Annotated in this window: 14 protein-coding genes and 1 other RNA gene; 7 read left to right on the top strand and 8 right to left on the bottom strand. The window is 72.6% G+C overall.

All coding sequences use genetic code 11. The features are described from left to right. The first annotated feature begins 51 nt into the window (after window positions 1-51). From ME121_RS08425 to rcdA, 3 genes are all read left to right on the top strand, one after another. On the top strand, window positions 52-429 hold the full coding sequence (locus ME121_RS08425; protein WP_012322263.1) for a hypothetical protein: 378 nt from the start codon (window positions 52-54) through the stop codon (window positions 427-429). A 42-nt stretch (window positions 430-471) separates the two neighbouring features. Next, the gene (locus ME121_RS08420; protein WP_059408667.1) at window positions 472-1,446 is read left to right on the top strand and encodes a copper chaperone PCu(A)C domain-containing protein; all 975 of its coding nucleotides are present in this window, start codon (window positions 472-474) and stop codon (window positions 1,444-1,446) included. 437 nt (window positions 1,447-1,883) lie between these two features. Next, the gene (rcdA, locus tag ME121_RS08415) at window positions 1,884-2,414 is read left to right on the top strand and encodes a protease adaptor protein RcdA (protein ID WP_012322261.1); all 531 of its coding nucleotides are present in this window, start codon (window positions 1,884-1,886) and stop codon (window positions 2,412-2,414) included. 63 nt (window positions 2,415-2,477) lie between these two features. Here rcdA and ME121_RS08410 read toward each other — a convergent pair whose 3' ends face one another. Further along, window positions 2,478-3,260, bottom strand: coding sequence for a MetQ/NlpA family ABC transporter substrate-binding protein (locus ME121_RS08410; RefSeq protein ID WP_043075029.1), 783 nt, complete (start codon window positions 3,258-3,260; stop codon window positions 2,478-2,480). Window positions 3,261-3,638: 378 nt separating this feature from the next. Continuing rightward, complete coding sequence (gene rpmE / locus ME121_RS08405) at window positions 3,639-3,887, bottom strand: 50S ribosomal protein L31 (RefSeq protein WP_012322259.1); 249 nt, start codon at window positions 3,885-3,887, stop codon at window positions 3,639-3,641. Window positions 3,888-4,128: 241 nt separating this feature from the next. On the opposite strand from rpmE, the gene ME121_RS08400 reads away from it, so the two are divergent. Further along, window positions 4,129-5,973 (top strand): ABC transporter transmembrane domain-containing protein, encoded by a 1,845-nt coding sequence (locus tag ME121_RS08400; protein WP_012322258.1) that lies wholly within the window; start codon window positions 4,129-4,131, stop codon window positions 5,971-5,973. A gap of 82 nt (window positions 5,974-6,055) precedes the next feature. Here the strand turns inward: ME121_RS08400 and ME121_RS08395 are convergent, their stop codons facing one another. Then, window positions 6,056-6,490, bottom strand: a complete 435-nt coding sequence (locus tag ME121_RS08395; protein WP_053621200.1) for a methyl-accepting chemotaxis protein — start codon at window positions 6,488-6,490, stop codon at window positions 6,056-6,058. Between the two features lie 281 nt (window positions 6,491-6,771). Next, entirely contained in the window at window positions 6,772-7,785 is a 1,014-nt protein-coding gene (locus ME121_RS08390; RefSeq protein ID WP_024828124.1) for a peptidoglycan -binding protein, read from the bottom strand. A gap of 104 nt (window positions 7,786-7,889) precedes the next feature. On the opposite strand from ME121_RS08390, the gene ME121_RS33455 reads away from it, so the two are divergent. Next, window positions 7,890-8,783: a hypothetical protein gene (locus tag ME121_RS33455; RefSeq protein ID WP_368731350.1), complete on the top strand. Its 894-nt coding sequence runs from the start codon at window positions 7,890-7,892 to the stop codon at window positions 8,781-8,783. A gap of 194 nt (window positions 8,784-8,977) precedes the next feature. Here ME121_RS33455 and ME121_RS08380 read toward each other — a convergent pair whose 3' ends face one another. The 4 genes from ME121_RS08380 to ME121_RS08365 form a co-directional block, all read right to left on the bottom strand. Next, window positions 8,978-9,796 carry a TIGR00282 family metallophosphoesterase gene (locus tag ME121_RS08380; RefSeq protein WP_012322254.1) on the bottom strand — a complete coding sequence of 273 codons (819 nt, stop codon included), beginning with the start codon at window positions 9,794-9,796 and terminating at the stop codon, window positions 8,978-8,980. Between the two features lie 3 nt (window positions 9,797-9,799). Then, window positions 9,800-10,417, bottom strand: a complete 618-nt coding sequence (locus tag ME121_RS08375; RefSeq protein WP_012322253.1) for a 5-formyltetrahydrofolate cyclo-ligase — start codon at window positions 10,415-10,417, stop codon at window positions 9,800-9,802. Further along, a non-coding RNA gene (ssrS, locus tag ME121_RS08370) (6S RNA) lies at window positions 10,407-10,563 on the bottom strand. Before ssrS ends, ME121_RS08375 begins: the two co-directional genes overlap by 11 nt. A gap of 68 nt (window positions 10,564-10,631) precedes the next feature. After that, window positions 10,632-10,877, bottom strand: coding sequence for a hypothetical protein (locus tag ME121_RS08365; protein WP_024828128.1), 246 nt, complete (start codon window positions 10,875-10,877; stop codon window positions 10,632-10,634). Between the two features lie 418 nt (window positions 10,878-11,295). Between ME121_RS08365 and ME121_RS08360 the strand changes: the two genes are divergently transcribed. Next, window positions 11,296-13,401, top strand: coding sequence for a GumC family protein (locus ME121_RS08360; RefSeq protein WP_059408665.1), 2,106 nt, complete (start codon window positions 11,296-11,298; stop codon window positions 13,399-13,401). Continuing rightward, a complete protein-coding gene (locus ME121_RS08355; RefSeq protein ID WP_059408664.1) occupies window positions 13,398-14,696 on the top strand; it encodes a VpsF family polysaccharide biosynthesis protein in 1,299 nt (432 codons plus the stop codon). Before ME121_RS08360 ends, ME121_RS08355 begins: the two co-directional genes overlap by 4 nt. Window positions 14,697-14,720 lie beyond the last annotated feature (24 nt).

Here is a 14,720-nt window from a genome sequence, read left to right as displayed (position 1 = left end):
GTGTGGCAGGGATGCCATAGCGGTCAGGCTCGGACGGCGCGCGGGAGCAGCATGGATTCGGGCGAGGCCCTTTCGGATCGCGGTGTCGGGCCGGCCCTGCGGGCCGCCATCGCCGTGCTGGCGCTCTACGCCCTGCTGCTCCAGGCCTTCCTCGGCGGCCTGATGCCATCGCCGACGACGACCGACGGCCTCTGCGCGCAGCATTCCGACGCGCCCGCCCTGCCGGGCGCGCCCGTCCCCCGCGACCACGGCGAGTGCTGCACGGCCGCCCAGGCCACCGGCCCGGCGCTTCCGCCGCGGCCGGCCGCCGTCGGCGTCCGGTGGGCAGTGGCCGCGAACCGCCACCCGGCCTGGACCCTTGCCCGGAGCGTCGGCGCCCGCGCGCCGCCGGGCACCATCGCGGCCCCGAGGGGGCCGCCGACCGCCTGAGCGATCACCACCTCTCGGATCCCTCAGGACGGATGTATTCCCATGAAGACCCTTGTCTCGGCCGCCCTCGGCCTCGGGCTGCTCGCCTCCGCGGCGCAGGCCCACGCGGTGCTGGAACGCAAGCAGGCCGCTCCCGGCACCTCGTATCGCGGCGTCGTCCAGATCATGCACGGCTGCAACGGCAAGCCGACGACCCGCGTGAGCGTCACCATCCCGGAAGGCCTGATCGGCGCCAAGCCGATGCCGAAGCCCGGCTGGACGCTGACGACGGCGCGCGGCCCGTATGCGAAGACCTACGCGAGCCATCACGGCACGGTCTCGGAGGGCGTGACGGCGATCACGTGGAGCGGCGGCTCCCTGCCGGACGATCAGGTCGACGAGTTCACCTTCCTGGCGCAGGTCGCCGGCACGTTCGAGCCCGGCGCGACCGTCTACGTCCCGGTCCAGCAGGATTGCGCGGAGGGCAGCTACGCCTGGTCGGAGATCCCCAAGGCCGGTCAGGACGCCCAAGACCTGAAGGCGGCCGCGCCGTCCTTCCGGATCGTCCAGGTCGCCCAGGCGGGCGGCGCGCCGCCCGCGGGGACGGCCGCGGCCGCGACGACCGTGAAGGCCGGGGACCTGACGATCGAGACGCCGTGGCTGCGCGCCACGCCGAACGGCGCCAAGGTCGCCGGCGGGTACGTGCGCATCACCAACAGGGGGCGCGCGCCCGACACGCTCACGGGCGCGACGGTGCCGTTCGCCAAGAGCAGCGACATCCACTCCATGTCGATGGAGGGCGGCGTCATGAAGATGGCGCCGGTCACGAACGGCCTGACCATCAAGCCGGGCGAGACCGTGGAGCTGAAGCCGGGCGGCTATCACCTCATGTTCGAGGACCTGACCGGCGCGCCGAAGGCGGGCGAGACCGTGGCGGGGACGCTCACGTTCCAGCGGGCCGGCGCCGTGCCGGTGACCTTCACGGTGGCGCCGATCGGCGCGGGCGCGCCGGGCGGCCAGCACCAGCACCAGCACTAGCCGCCCGGACGGAGCGTCGGTCGCCGGGCGACCGATGTGACGCGCGAAGCTCCACGGGGCCGGGCCGCGGCGCCCGGCCGTCGCGGCCGCGCGGCACCGCTCTGTTCGTGGATGCCGGCAACCTCACGAATGCCCGCGACGTCTCGGACATCGCCGCGGCGGCAGACGCCGCCGCGACGGCGGGCGGTCCGGGCGCGCTGGCCGCGCTCGATCCCGGGCGGCCGCAGCGTCTTCGACGGTATCCGCGCCTCGTTCCGAGCGCGCGTCGGACGGTTCGGGGCTCTTCTCCCGGCACCGGACGGCGCGTTAAGGTTAAAAAAACATGAACCCTGCTGTCCGGGCCGATCGGCGCTAAGATTGCGGCGTCGTCCGAAAGCCACGGACGGAGCGTCCCGGATCGGAACGAGCCGGGCCGTCGGACGGCACAGGAGAGGCAGATGAACGGCTTCGATGTCACGTTCCGGGACGATCAGGACTGGGTCGATTTCGGCAGGTCCTACGTCAACTCGGAAGCCTTCAAGGCGCTGTTCCGCGACGGGATGACCCTGGTCGAGGAGACGGCCGCCTATCTCGACGGCGAGGGCCGCGACGAGTCGCGCCTCGTCTCCCGGGACGCGACGCTCAGCTACGCGGCCGAGAGCATGCGCCTGACCACGCTGCTGATGCAGATCGCCTCGTGGCTCCTGGTCCAGCGCGCCGTCGCCGAGGGCGAGATGACTCCGGCCGAGGCCCTGCAGGAGAAGCACCGGGTCAAGCTCGGCACCGCCGAGCCGCCGAAGCAGCAGGATTTCAACCTGCTGCCGATGCGTCTGCAGCAGCTGATCGTCCGGGCCCGGCGCCTGCACAGCCGTATCCTGCACCTCGACGCGCTGATCGCCGAGGACCGGCCGACGCCGCAGCCCGTGGAGAGCCCCGTCGCCGCGCAGCAGGGACTGCTGCGGATGGCGTTCCGGATGAGCGAGGGCTGAGCGAAAGCCGAGCGACGCTCCGGGGAGCGCCGCCGCGCAGGGCCGGCGCTCCGGCCCCGACGGTCAGAATGCCGGGAACTGACCCGGGAACTGCTCCTTCAGGATCTGGCGGATCGCGTCGTTCTGGAACGCGCGGACCAGCTTCGGCACCCAGGGCTTCTGCGTGTCCGCCTCGCGGACGACGATGACGTTGTTGTAGGGGTTGTCGACCTTGGACTCGATCGCGATGGAGTCCTTGCCCGGGATCAGGCCGGCATCGACGGCGTAGTTGGTGTTGATCACCGCGGCGTCGAGATCCTCGAGGCTGCGGGGCAGCTGCGCGGCGTCGACCTCCTGGAACTTCAGGCGCTTGGGATTGTCGACGACGTCGAAGACCGTCGGCAGCAGGCCGACGCCGTCCTTCAGGCGGATCAGCTTCTCGGCCTGCAGAAGCAGGAGCGCCCGACCGCCGTTCGACGGGTCGTTCGGGATGCCGATCAGCGCCCCGTCCTTCAGATCCGCGACAGCCTTGACCCGCTTGGAGTACAGGCCGATCGGCGTCACGATCGTCTCGCCGACCGGGACGATCTTGTAGCCCCGGGCCTTGATCTGGTTGGCGAGAAACGGCTTGTGCTGGAAGGCGTTGGCGTCGAGGTCACCGGCCTGGAGCGCCTCGTTCGGCAGCAGGTAGTCGGAGAACACCACCAGGTTGATGTCGAGCCCGTCGCGGGCCGCGATCTCCTTGGCCCTCGCCCAGAGGACTTCGGCATCCCCGCCCATGATGCCGACCTTGATCTTGTCCGCGGCCAGGGCCGGCGCGGCGGCCAGAGCGGCCAGGGCGAGGAACAGCAGCAGCAGACGTCTCATCGTGTCTCGATCCTAGCAGTGCGTCCGGAGACGATCGGGCCCGGACAGGCAGGGGCGCCCGCGTGACCGCCGCGGCTCCGGCGCGGAGCCCGGGCGAACCGCGGGTGACCGGAGAAGGATACGACGGCCCGGCCGCGCTTTGAACGAACCGGCAGCGGCCGATTCCGGCCACGCGGGCCGCGAGCGCGGCCCGCACGAGAAGAAGCGTTTCCGCCGGCGCGCCCGGACGCGCGGTTCGCCGCGCGGTCCGCGCGATCTTTGCAAACCCGTCCTGTGGATAACGCGCGCCGCCGCGACCGCGCGACGCCGCGCACGAAAACGGGCGGCCCCGCCAGGGACCGCCCGTCTCGAACAGCGTCACCGTGTGGGCTGCGGCGCTCAGCGCTTGCCGAGGTTGCCGAACCGCGAATTGAAGCGCGACACGCGACCGCCGCGGTCGAGCATCTTCTGCTCGCCACCGGTCCAGGCCGGATGGGTCAGCGGATCGATGTCGAGATTGAGGGTGTCGCCCTCCTTCCCGTAGGTCGAACGGGTCTGGTACTCGGTACCGTCCGTCATCACGACCTTGATGAAGTGGTAATCGGGGTGCTCGGTCCCCTTGGCCTTCGCGGCCGCGTCCTTCGCCATGACCTTGGTCCCTGTCTGGCACGCCGGCGGGAAGCGCAGGAGGCGCCGCCCGGCCCGGAATGCGGAAGATGTCACCGGTTGCACCGAACCATGGGTTCGTGGCAACGGCACGTCCAAGCCGACCGTGGTGGCGGCCCGCGGCCATTGAACACACGCAATCGGATGAGCGGCGGCCTATACCGCAGCCGCTCCCCGGTCACAAGCGCCGCGGACCGGGAGAAAGAAGAACACGTGAGGCGTGATGGCCCGTAAGACCAAGGCGGCCGCGGCCGGCCGACCCAGAGCCCCGCTGAGCGCCCTCCGGCCGCTCCTCCCCTTCGCGCTGCGCTACCGCGCGCGGATCGCGGCGGGACTCGTCGCCCTCATCTGCGCGTCGGCCTCGACGCTCGTCGTCCCGATCGCCATGCGCCGGGTCATCGACCACGGCTTCACCGCCGACGGCTCGAACGTGATCGACGCCTACTTCCTCGCCCTGCTCGGCGTCGTCGCGGCCTTCGCGCTGTCGAGCGCGGCCCGGGTCTACACGGTGGTGACGCTGGGCGAGCGGGTGGTCGCGGACCTCCGCAGCGCGGTCTTCGCCCGGCTGACCCAGCTCGATCCGGCGTTCTTCGACCGGGCGCAGTCCGGCGAGATCGTCTCGCGGCTCACCGCGGACGCGACGCAGATCAAGTCGGCCTTCGGCGTCTCGGTCTCGATCCTGCTGCGCAACCTGTTCCTGTTCGTGGGCGCCACCGCCATGATGGTGGTGACGAGCCCGCGCCTGTCGGTGATGGTGCTGGCCGCCATCCCGATCATCGTCTTCCCGCTGATCGTGTCGGGCCGCGGCGTGCGTCGGCGCTCCCGGGCAGCCCAGGACCGGCTCGCCGAGGCCTCGGCCTACGCCGCCGAGGCGGTCGGGGCGGTGCGGACGATGCAGGCCTTCGGCCGCTCCGACTCGACGGCGGCCCGGTTCGCCGCGGCCTCCGAGGAGGCCTACGGCGCCGCCCGCGCCTCGGTCCGGGCCCGCGCGCTGCTCACCGGCGTCGCGATCTTCCTGATCTCGGCCTCGGTGGTCGGGGTGATGTGGTACGGCGCCCAGGGCGTCCTGAACCACACGATGACGGGCGGCGAGCTCTCGCAGTTCGTGCTCTACGCCGTGTTCGGCGCCGGCGCCCTCGGCCAGCTCTCCGAAGTCTACGGCGACCTCGCCATGTCGGCCGGCGCGGCCGAGCGGCTCACCGAGATCCTGGCCGCGGAGCCCGCGATCCGCGCGCCGTCCCCGGCCCTGCCGCTGCCCGAGCCGGCCCGGGGCGCGGTGGCCTTCGAGGACGTGCGCTTCGCCTACCCGACCCGCCCGGAACACGCCGCCCTCGGCGGGCTGAGCTTCGCGGCCGCGCCCGGCGAGCGCATCGCCATCGTGGGGCCCTCCGGGGCCGGCAAGTCGACGGTGTTCCAGCTGCTGCTGCGCTTCTACGACCCGCAGGGCGGCCGGATCCTGGTCGACGGCGCCGATATCGCCCAGGTCGATCCGGAGCGCCTGCGCGCCCGCATCGCCCTGGTGCCCCAGGATCCCGTCGTGTTCTCCGGGACCGTCACCGAGAACATCCGCTACGGCCGCCCGGAGGCCGGGGAGGCGGAGGTCCGGCGCGCGGCCGAGCTCGCCAACGCGCACGGGTTCGTCTCGGCCCTGCCGCAGGGCTACGCGACCCAGGTGGGCGAGCGCGGCGTGACCCTCTCGGGCGGCCAGCGGCAGCGCATCGCCATCGCCCGGGCGATCCTCAAGGACGCGCCGATCCTGCTCCTCGACGAGGCCACCTCGGCCCTGGACGCCGAGTCCGAGCGCGCCGTCCAGGCCGCCCTCGCCACGCTGATGCAGGGCCGCACCACCCTGGTGATCGCCCACCGGCTCGCCACCATCCGCGCCGCGGACCGCATCCTGGTCCTCGACGACGGCCGCATCGTCGAGACCGGAACCCACGAGAGCCTGCTGGCGCAGGGCGCGCTCTACGCCCAGCTCGCCAACCTGCAGTTCACCGATGCGCTGGACGAGACGGCGCGGGGCAAGGAGCCCCGCAGCCGGGGCGAGCGTCTTCCGGTCGCCGAGTAGCCGGACCGCTCCGGGAGCGGCCCGCGGCGGCGTCCGGCCGCGCGACGGATCGCCGGCGCTGACTTACCGCGCCGTGCGCGGATCAGTGCGCGGACGCGGGCGCCAGCTGGCGCGGCCCCCGGAGGCCGGTGTCCTGCGCCCGCTCCGCCGCGGCCTGGATCTGGCCGACCTGCGCCACGATCGTGTCGGTCGCCCGCGCCATCTGCCCGGCCAGGTCTCTGACCTCGGCGGCCGCGGCCGCGAAGCCCCGCCCCTCCCCGCCATCGCGGGCCGCCTCGATCGCGGCCCGCAGCGCCATCAGGCTGGTCTGACCGGCGATGCCTGCGAGGAGGCCGGTCGCCGCGTCGGCCGCCGCCGCGGCCGAAGCCGCATCGTCCGCGATCAGGGCACCCGCGCGCAGACCCGCCAGCCCGTCCTCGAAGACCCGCACGGCCGCGGCGATGGCGCCGGCCTCGTCCCGGGGCTCACGGTCCGCTCCGGACCGAACCGGGTTCAGGGACAGGTTGGGCTTCGACATCGATACGGTCTCCCTGGATCGGCCGCACCATGAGGCGTCAAGGATAACGATGGGTTAATCCAGCAGAACAGGACCGCCGCCGAGAGAAAGCGGCAGGCCCCTCACGCATTGCGGCCTATTCCTGCCGGACGCGGACAGCCGAAGCCGCCGAAACACATGCGGATGCTGTCTTCACCGGCGCGACAACGCCAGCGAGCGCAGCGAAATGATCGCAGGTCCGGTCCAAGGACGTCACGCGCTCCGGCACGCCCCCCCCCGCGCGCCGCGACGGCCCGACAGCCCTAGCGCTCGGTCAGCTTCATCTCGATCCGGCGGTTGCGGGCGTAGGCCTCCTCGGTCGCGCCGGCTTCGAGGGGCTGGAACTCGCCGAAGGCGCCCGCCAGGAGGTGCTGCGGCGGGATCCCCTTGCCGGCGAGGAACTGCACCACCGCGATGGCGCGCGCCGCCGAGAGCGACCAGTTCGACGGGAACTGAGACGTGCTGATCGGGCGCGCGTCGGTATGACCGTCGACGCGGAGCACCCAGGGCAGATCCGCCGGGATCTGCTTGGCGAGTTCCGAGACCGCGCCGGCGATGCGGTCCAGTTCCGGCCCGGCCTCGGGCTTGAGGGTCGCGGAGCCGGCCGGGAACAGCACCTCGGATTGCAGCACGAAGCGGTCGCCGACCACGCGGATGTCGGGCCGGTTGCCGAGGATCTGGCGCAGGCGGCCGAAGAAGTCGGACCGGTATCGGGCCAGTTCCTGAACCTTCTGCGCGAGGGCGACGTTCAGCCGGCTGCCCAGCTCGGCGATCCGGGCCTGGGATTCCCTGTCGCGGCTCTCGGAGGCCGCGAGGGCGTCCTCCAGGGCTGCGAGCTGCCGGCGCATGGCGCTGATCTGCTCGTTGAGCAGGTCGATCTGGGACTGCGCCCGCCGTGTCGCGCCGCGCTCCGTCTCCAGCTGCTTGTCGAGGGTGCCCGCCGCGCCCTGGCTGACCGTCGCGGCCTCGGCCTGCACCTTGGCCCGGTCGCGCTCGGCCTCGACGCCGGCGAGTGTCGTGCGGAGGTTGCGCACCTCGTCCTCCTGGTTGCGGCGGTTCGTCCGCTCCAGGGCCAGGAGGTCGGTGAGGTCGGCGATCTGGCGGTTGAGCTTGGCCAGGGTCTCGTCTCGGCCGGTCAGCTCCTGCGACAGGAAGAACTGCCCGACCACGAAGACCGTGAGCAGGAAGACCACCGAGAGGAGCAGCGTCGCCAGCGCGTCGACGTAGCCGGGCCAGACGTTGAGCGTCCGCCGGGTCCGGGTCGCCGTGGAGGCCACTAGACGCGCTCCCGGCCCAGCCGGTCGAGCACCTGCTTCAGCTCGCGCTCGCGGCTCGCCTGCGCCTCCACCCAGTCGCGGATCATCTGCTGCTCGGCGCGCATGTGCTGGACGAGGCCCTGGATGCCCTCGGCGAGGTTGGTCATCGCCTGCGTCGCCGCGCGGCTGCCGCCGCCCTCGGCCACCAGGGCACTCAGGCGGTCGACCGCCTCCTTCAGCTCTTGAGTCCCGGCGGCCGGCCTGGCACCGGCCGCCGCCGCGACCGGCGCCGCCTCCTGGGAAGCCGCGCCGGACATCAACCAGTCCTGCAGTTCGTTGTGGAACCGGGCATGAGCCTGGCCCGCCTGCAATTCCAGGAAGCCGGTGATCAGCGACGAGGCGAGGCCGAACAGCGAGGCCGAGAACGCCAGACCGATGCCCGAGAGCGGCACCGCGAGGCCGGATTTCAGCTCGTCGAACATGACGCCGGCATCGCCGCCGCCGCGCATGCCCTTGATGACGCCGCCGACCGCCGACAGCGTGTCGATGAGGCCCCAGAAGGTGCCGAGCAGGCCGAGCAGGATCAGGATCCCGGCGATGTAGCGCAGGATCTCGCGGCCCTCGTCGAGGCGCACCGCGATCGTGTCGAGATAGCCGGTCGTGCCCGGCAGGGTCGTCCCGCCGGCCCGCGCGGCGATCATCGGCGCCATCGGCGCCAGCAGGGCGGGCGGCCGCTTGACCTGCGCGCCGTTGGCGACGGCGTTGACGTAGGCGGTCTCGCGGAACAGCCGGACGACCTGCCCGAAGGCGATCAGGACGGCGATCAGCAGAACACCGAGGATCAGCCCGTTGAGCCCGGGATTGGCCAGGAAGGCCGGTGTGATCTGCCGGAACAGGATGAAGGCGAGGAAGCCTACGAGGATCAGGAAGATGACCATGCGCCCGAGATAGATCCCGGGCTGTGCCAGCGGCCCATCCTTGTCGTCGCCGGTTTGTCGGGCGGCCATCGATCGTTCTAGCCTGATCTCACCACGCGGCAGCCGGCCATCGGCGCCCCTTCGAGGCACTGTGGGGGTAGGCCCGCACGCGATCAAGTCTCGGGAAGGTCACCGCGGAGCTATGCCCAGGCCGATCGAGACCAGTCGCGCACAAAAGGCTTAGCTGCGCGCGACCGACTTACGCCGAACCGGCATCCGCCGGGCCGAACAGGGCGCTAATCCCAGAAATGCGGCGCTGTCTCCTCGAGATTCGGTCCCAGCCGGAGGGCCGCGACCCGCGTGGCGAGGCCGCGCGCGTCCGTCTCCACCGCGATGCCGCACAGCGTCCCCTCGCCGACGGCGACCTCCCAGCGGGAGCCCGGCGTCTTCTGGATCATGCGGCGGATCGGCTCGTCCTTCTGCATGCCGATCACCGAATCGTAATCGCCGCACATGCCGGCATCCGACATGTAGGCCGTGCCGCCGGGCAGGATCCGGTGATCCGCCGTGGGCGTGTGCGTGTGCGTCCCGACGACAAGGCTCGCCCGGCCGTCGAGATAGTGGCCGAAGGCCTGCTTCTCGCTCGTCGCCTCGGCGTGGACGTCGACGATGACCGCGTCCGCCGCCGCGCCGAGGGGGCAGGCGGTGAGCTCGCGCTCGACCGCCGCGAAGGGGTCATCCATCGCGTCGAGGAAGACGCGGCCCATCACGTTGACCACGAGCACGCGGGCGCCGCCCTGGGTCTCCACCACCGTGGCGCCGCGGCCCGGCGTGCCGGGCGGATAGTTCGCCGGCCGCACGAGGCGCGGCTGGCGGGCGATGAACACCATCGCCTCGCGCTGGTCGAAACTGTGGTTGCCGAGGGTGACCGCGTCGGCGCCGGCCTGGATCAGCTCGTCGCAGATGGTCTCGGAGATGCCGAAGCCGCCGGCCGCATTCTCGCCGTTGACCACCACGCAGTCGAGGCGCCAACGCTCCCGGAGGCGCGGCAGGTGCTCGCACACCACGGTGCGGCCCGAACGCCCGACGACGTCGCCGAGGAAGAGCAGGCGCATGGGTCAGGCGGTCCTGTCGCAGCGGATCACGCCGTCTTCGGTGATCACGAACTGGAGGGGGCGGTCGTGCGGCTCGGCCGGCACGCGCCCCACCTCCTGGGCGGCGAAGCCGATGCCGACGGTCAGGACGGGGCGTGTCCGGGACAGGCGCGCGATCGCGCCGTCGTAGTAGCCCCGGCCGTAACCGATGCGCTGCCCGGTCCGGTCGAAGGCGGCGAGCGGCACGATCAGCGCGTCGGGCTCCACCGGCGGCAGCGACGGGTCGGGCTCGCTGAGGCCGAACCGGCCGGCGACGAGGGCGTCGCCGGCGCGCCATTCCCGGAACACCAGGCCGTCCGGCGTGACGTGCGGCAGGGCCACGGCCTGGCCGCGGGCGCGTAGGCCCTCGGCGGCGGGCCGGGGATCGACCTCGCTGCGGATCGGCCAGAAGGCGCCCACCAGTCTGGCCCGGGCGAGCTCCGGCAGCGCGAGGAGCGCGTCCCCGATCGCCGTCGAGGCCGCCTGACGGGCCGCCGGATCGAGGGCGTCGCGGGCGGCGAGGGCCGCGGCGCGGAGTTCCGCCTTGCGGGCGGCGTCGGGAGCCTCGGCGCCGGTTCTGGGAGGGGTCGGGTGCGGAGCCACGTGAGCCGTTGGAGGATCGATCCCGGGAAACCTACAGCGTAGGTGGGCGCCGTGTTGGCCAGGTCCAGGGACGAGGCCAGGGACAGCTCCCGAGGGAGTCGATAAGGCCCCGGGGATAGTGCTCCTGACGAACTCTGCAGCCCCGCCCACGTCATGTAGCGGTCCCGGCGCGATCCCGCCAGGGCCGCGCGCACCAAAATCCGCGGGCTTGCCGTCAGCCCGGCTCGTCCGCGGTCCCGGCGGCCCGCGCCCGGGCCACCGCCAGGATCTCGCTGCGGCCCTCCGGGTCGGCGATCGACTGCCACAGGCCGATCAGCTCGCTGAGCTCGGCCAGCGGCCGCGGTGCCGGCGCTCCGAAGAAGGCGGCGATCGGGACGCCGGTCGCGGCCGCGATCCGACGCAGGCGGGCATTGACGGCGCGCCGGCCGCCACCCCGGTCCTCGACGCTGATCGCTTCCATGGCAGAGCACCTGAACAAGAATTGAGGCCGCAGCTAGGGGCGATTGTCGCGTCTCGGACGAGCCAATACAATTTATCCAATCGGAGAATAGGGCAGCCCGAGAGCGTTATCCACGCCGATGACTCGCCGGATCCGTCGAACCCCGGGATCGGTGCGGCGCGGGCCCTCGGCAGGCCTGCGCGATGCGGCGACGCGTCCGCGTCGCGCGGTGTCGACATCCTGTAGCAACACGCCGACCTCGATGACGGACGCGTTTGCGCGGGCCCGCCGCGCGGGGGTTGTTTACCACGCTCCCAGTCATCCGGGCCGCCGCGGCGCGGATCGCGGCCTCGATACATTGTCAGCAGGCTGCGCGACTCTTGCAGTAGGGAAGGCGCCCGCGAGGGACCGACCAGGATTGAGACGACGGTGACCGATCGTGGCACAGATCGACCATAACATCGCTGTCGCGACGTGGCTCGGCCCGGTGCAGCCGGCGCATCCCGAGCGTCCGGGCCCGAACCGTCCCGACACCACGGCCGAACTGGGCGACCTGTGGCGGATCCTGTGGCGGCGCAAGCGGCTGGTCTTCGGGACGGCGCTGCTGCTCGGCCTCCTCGCCCTGGCCTACGCGCTGATCACGCCCTCGCTCTACACCGCCACGGCGCAGATCCTGATCGATCCCCGCGACCGCCAGGTCGTCTCGAACGACGTCAATCCGGCCGGACTGTCGCCGGACGGCGGCATCGCCCAGGTCGAGAGCCAGGTGAAGGTGATCGAGTCGGACGCCGTGCTGGGGCGCGCGGTCGATCAGGTCGGACTCGCGACCACGCCGGGCTTCGGCGCGCCGCGGGACGGCGTCGTGACGCGGGCCCTCGGCGAGGTCCGCGCGCTGGTGGCCGGGCCGAAGGCGGAGCGGCCCGTCGACGCCCGCGGCCGGGCGCTGGACCAGCTGCGGCGGCGCCTCGCGGTCAAGCGCGCCGACAAGGTCTTCGTCATCGACTTGGTGGTCACCACGCCGGATCCCGATCTCTCGGCGCGGATCGTCAACGCCATCGCGAACGCCTACCTGACGGACCAGACCGACGCCCGCTCGGACGCCGCCAAGCGCGCCGCGGGCGAGCTGCGCGGCCGCCTCGACGAGCTGCGGAGCGCCGTCAACGCCGCCGACAAGAAGCTCGAGGATTACAAGGCGCGCAACGGCCTGATCGCGTCGAGCGGCCGGCTCGTGAACGAGCAGCAGCTCACCGACCTGAACGCGCGGCTGGTCGCCGCGCGGGCGCGGACCGCCGACGCCAAGGCGCGTCTGCAGGGGATCCGGGAGGCCCGCGGGCAGGCGATCGGGTCCGGAGCGATGCCGGAGGCGGTCCAGTCCTCGGTGATCGAGCGCCTGCGCGGGCAGTACGCGGAGCTCGCCGCCAAGGAGGCCGACCTGCGCACCAATCTCGGCGAGCGCCACCCGTTCATCGCCGCCGTGCGCGCGCAGATGCAGGACGTCCGCCGGCTGATCGACGCCGAGCTGAACCGCATCGCGGGCGCGGCCGAGACCGAGGCCCAGCGCGCCCAGGCGAACGAGCGGACCCTCGCAGCGGAGCTGGAGCGCCTGCAGCGGCAGTCGGCGGTGAACGCACAGTCGTCGGTGCAGCAGCGCGAGCTCGAGCGCGAGGTCGACGCGGCGCGCTCCGTCTACAACGCCTTCCTCGTGCGCGCCCGGGAGATCAAGGAACAGACCAGCATCGACAGCTCGAACGCCCGGATCATCACCACGGCGCGGCCGCCGCAGGATCCGAGCTGGCCGCCGCGGCTGATCCTGGTCGCCGCCGCCCTCGCGGGCGGCCTCGGCCTCGGCGCCGGCCTCGCGCTGACGCGGGAATATCTCGCGCCGACCGTGCTCTCGCCGCGGCAGCTGGAGCGGCTGTCGAACGCCCCCGTGGTGGCCGTGCTGCCCGGGCTGCGGCCGCGGGGCGCGAGCGCGAGCGCCGCGAGCCTCACCCTCGACCACCTGGCCGCGACCTCCGGCATGAGCGGCCACGCGCTGGCGCTGCTCGTCACTTCGGGGGAATCCGACGAGGCGGAGCGCCGGGCGGTGATCGCGCTCCTCGCCGCGGTGGCCGTCGCGCGCGGCGACCGGGTCCTGCGCGTCGACGCCGACCTGCGGGCCGACGGCTCCGGCACCGGCGGCCTCCTCGACGTGCTCCGCGGCGAGCAGAGCCTCAACGCCGTGACCCGGACGGACCCGGCCTCCGGCGCCCGCAGGGTCGGGCTCGGCGACACCGAGAAGCCCCTGCGCGACGCCCTGACGCCCGCCAATGTCGAGCGCTTCATCGCGGGCGTGAAGGGACGCTTCGACCTCGTGCTCGTCGACGGCGGCGTGCTGACCGAGAACCTGCGGCTCGGCCCCCTGGCGGCGGCCGCCGACCGGCTGCTGCTCGTCGCCTGCAACGGCGCGACGCGCCAGCGCGACCTGATCGACCTCGTCGACACGTCGGAGGCGCTGGGCCGACCGATCTCCGGCTCCCTGCTCCTGACGCGGCGCAAGGCATGAGGACCCTCCGGCAGACCGGCTTCGCGCGCCGCCACGATCCGGTGGCGCGCACGGGTCCGGTGCTGCGCGCCCTCCTGCGGGCGGAGTCTGCGGCGCTGTCGATCTGGGCCCTGCTCCTCGTCGGGGTCTCGGGCGGCCTCCTGTGGGTGCTCGGCCTCAATTACGAGGGGATCACCGGCTCGGCCGCCTCGAAGATCCACCCCGCCACCTACCTGGCGGTCGTCCTGATCGGCTGGACCCTGATGCGCGCGGGCAACCCCGTGATCCCGGTGGCCGGGGCGCTCAACCGGCGGCCGGCCAGCGTGCTCCTGGCCGCCTGCGGCGTGCTGCTCCTCGCGCTGATCGCGGCCCGGGGCGGCGCGGGCCTCGCCGGCTCCATCGACACCTTCGTGCTCGCCGGCCTCGTCCCCATCCTCCTGATGGACCGGGACGCCGAAACGCTCGGGCGGCTGGAGACGATCTTCCACCTCGTGATGCTCGCCAACGCCCTGCTCGGCCTGTTCGAGCTCGCGAGCGGCCAGCGCTTCTTCCCGTACCGGTTCGACGGCGTGGCCTTCGAGTCCGACACGCGGTCGGCGGCCCTCCAGGGCCACCCGCTGGCCAACGCGACCATGACGGCGTGCTACATCCTGGCGCTGGCCAAGGGCGGCGGTCGCCTCGCGCCGATGCCGCGCGCCGCCATGATCGTGCTCCAGCTCGTCGCCCTGGTCACGTTCGGGGGCCGCTCGGCCACCGTCACGACGCTGATCCTCGGCGGCGCTGTCGGGCTGGTGGCCCTGAACCGCACCCTGCGCACCGGCCGCGTCCCGCTGGCGGCGGCGGCCTGCGCGTGCTTCGCCCTCACCCTGCTGCCGGTTCTGGTCGCCGTCCTGGCCGCGGCCGGGTTCTTCGACACCCTGCTGGACCGGTTCGTCTCGGACGGCGGCAGCGCGCAGGCCCGGGTCGACATGCTCACGGTGTTCGACGCGATCCCGTTCCGGCAGCTCCTGCTCGCGCCCGACTCCCTGCAGGTGAACACGCTGCGCCGGATCTACGGCCTGGAATGGGGCATCGAGAACTCGATCATCTCGGCCGTGCTCTACCACGGCATCCTGGTCACGGGGGTGCTGGTGATCGCGGTGGCGCTCTACCTCGCGGAGATCGCACGGGATTGCCGGCGCGGCGTCTGGCTGCCGATCCTGGCCTTCGTGATCCTCGTGAACACGTTCGAGGGCCTCGCCGGCAAGACGACCCTGCTCGCCAAGTTCGCCCTGATGCTGATCGTCCTGTTCCCGCCCCTTCCGCGCCGCGGCTGAGAGGGCGCCGAGCCGCGGATCGGT

Origin of the sequence: Methylobacterium sp. ME121 (genome assembly GCF_000974725.1) — a bacterium.
GTDB lineage: Bacteria > Pseudomonadota > Alphaproteobacteria > Rhizobiales > Beijerinckiaceae > Methylobacterium > Methylobacterium radiotolerans.
This window is presented reverse-complemented; position numbering and strand designations above follow the sequence as displayed.

Excerpts from the sequence above, each read along its gene's own strand:
- ME121_RS08410 (WP_043075029.1), bottom strand. The coding sequence starts at position 3,260 with ATGAGACGTCTGCTGCTGCTGTTCCTCGCCCTGGCCGCTCTGGCCGCC.
- ME121_RS08395 (WP_053621200.1), bottom strand. The coding sequence starts at position 6,490 with ATGTCGAAGCCCAACCTGTCCCTGAACCCGGTTCGGTCCGGAGCGGAC.
- ME121_RS08380 (WP_012322254.1), bottom strand. The coding sequence starts at position 9,796 with ATGCGCCTGCTCTTCCTCGGCGACGTCGTCGGGCGTTCGGGCCGCACC.
- ME121_RS08355 (WP_059408664.1), top strand. The coding sequence starts at position 13,398 with ATGAGGACCCTCCGGCAGACCGGCTTCGCGCGCCGCCACGATCCGGTG.
- rcdA (WP_012322261.1), top strand. The coding sequence starts at position 1,884 with ATGAACGGCTTCGATGTCACGTTCCGGGACGATCAGGACTGGGTCGAT.
- ME121_RS08400 (WP_012322258.1), top strand. The coding sequence starts at position 4,129 with ATGGCCCGTAAGACCAAGGCGGCCGCGGCCGGCCGACCCAGAGCCCCG.
- ME121_RS08365 (WP_024828128.1), bottom strand. The coding sequence starts at position 10,877 with ATGGAAGCGATCAGCGTCGAGGACCGGGGTGGCGGCCGGCGCGCCGTC.
- rpmE (WP_012322259.1), bottom strand. The coding sequence starts at position 3,887 with ATGGCGAAGGACGCGGCCGCGAAGGCCAAGGGGACCGAGCACCCCGAT.
- ME121_RS08420 (WP_059408667.1), top strand. The coding sequence starts at position 472 with ATGAAGACCCTTGTCTCGGCCGCCCTCGGCCTCGGGCTGCTCGCCTCC.
- ME121_RS08425 (WP_012322263.1), top strand. The coding sequence starts at position 52 with ATGGATTCGGGCGAGGCCCTTTCGGATCGCGGTGTCGGGCCGGCCCTG.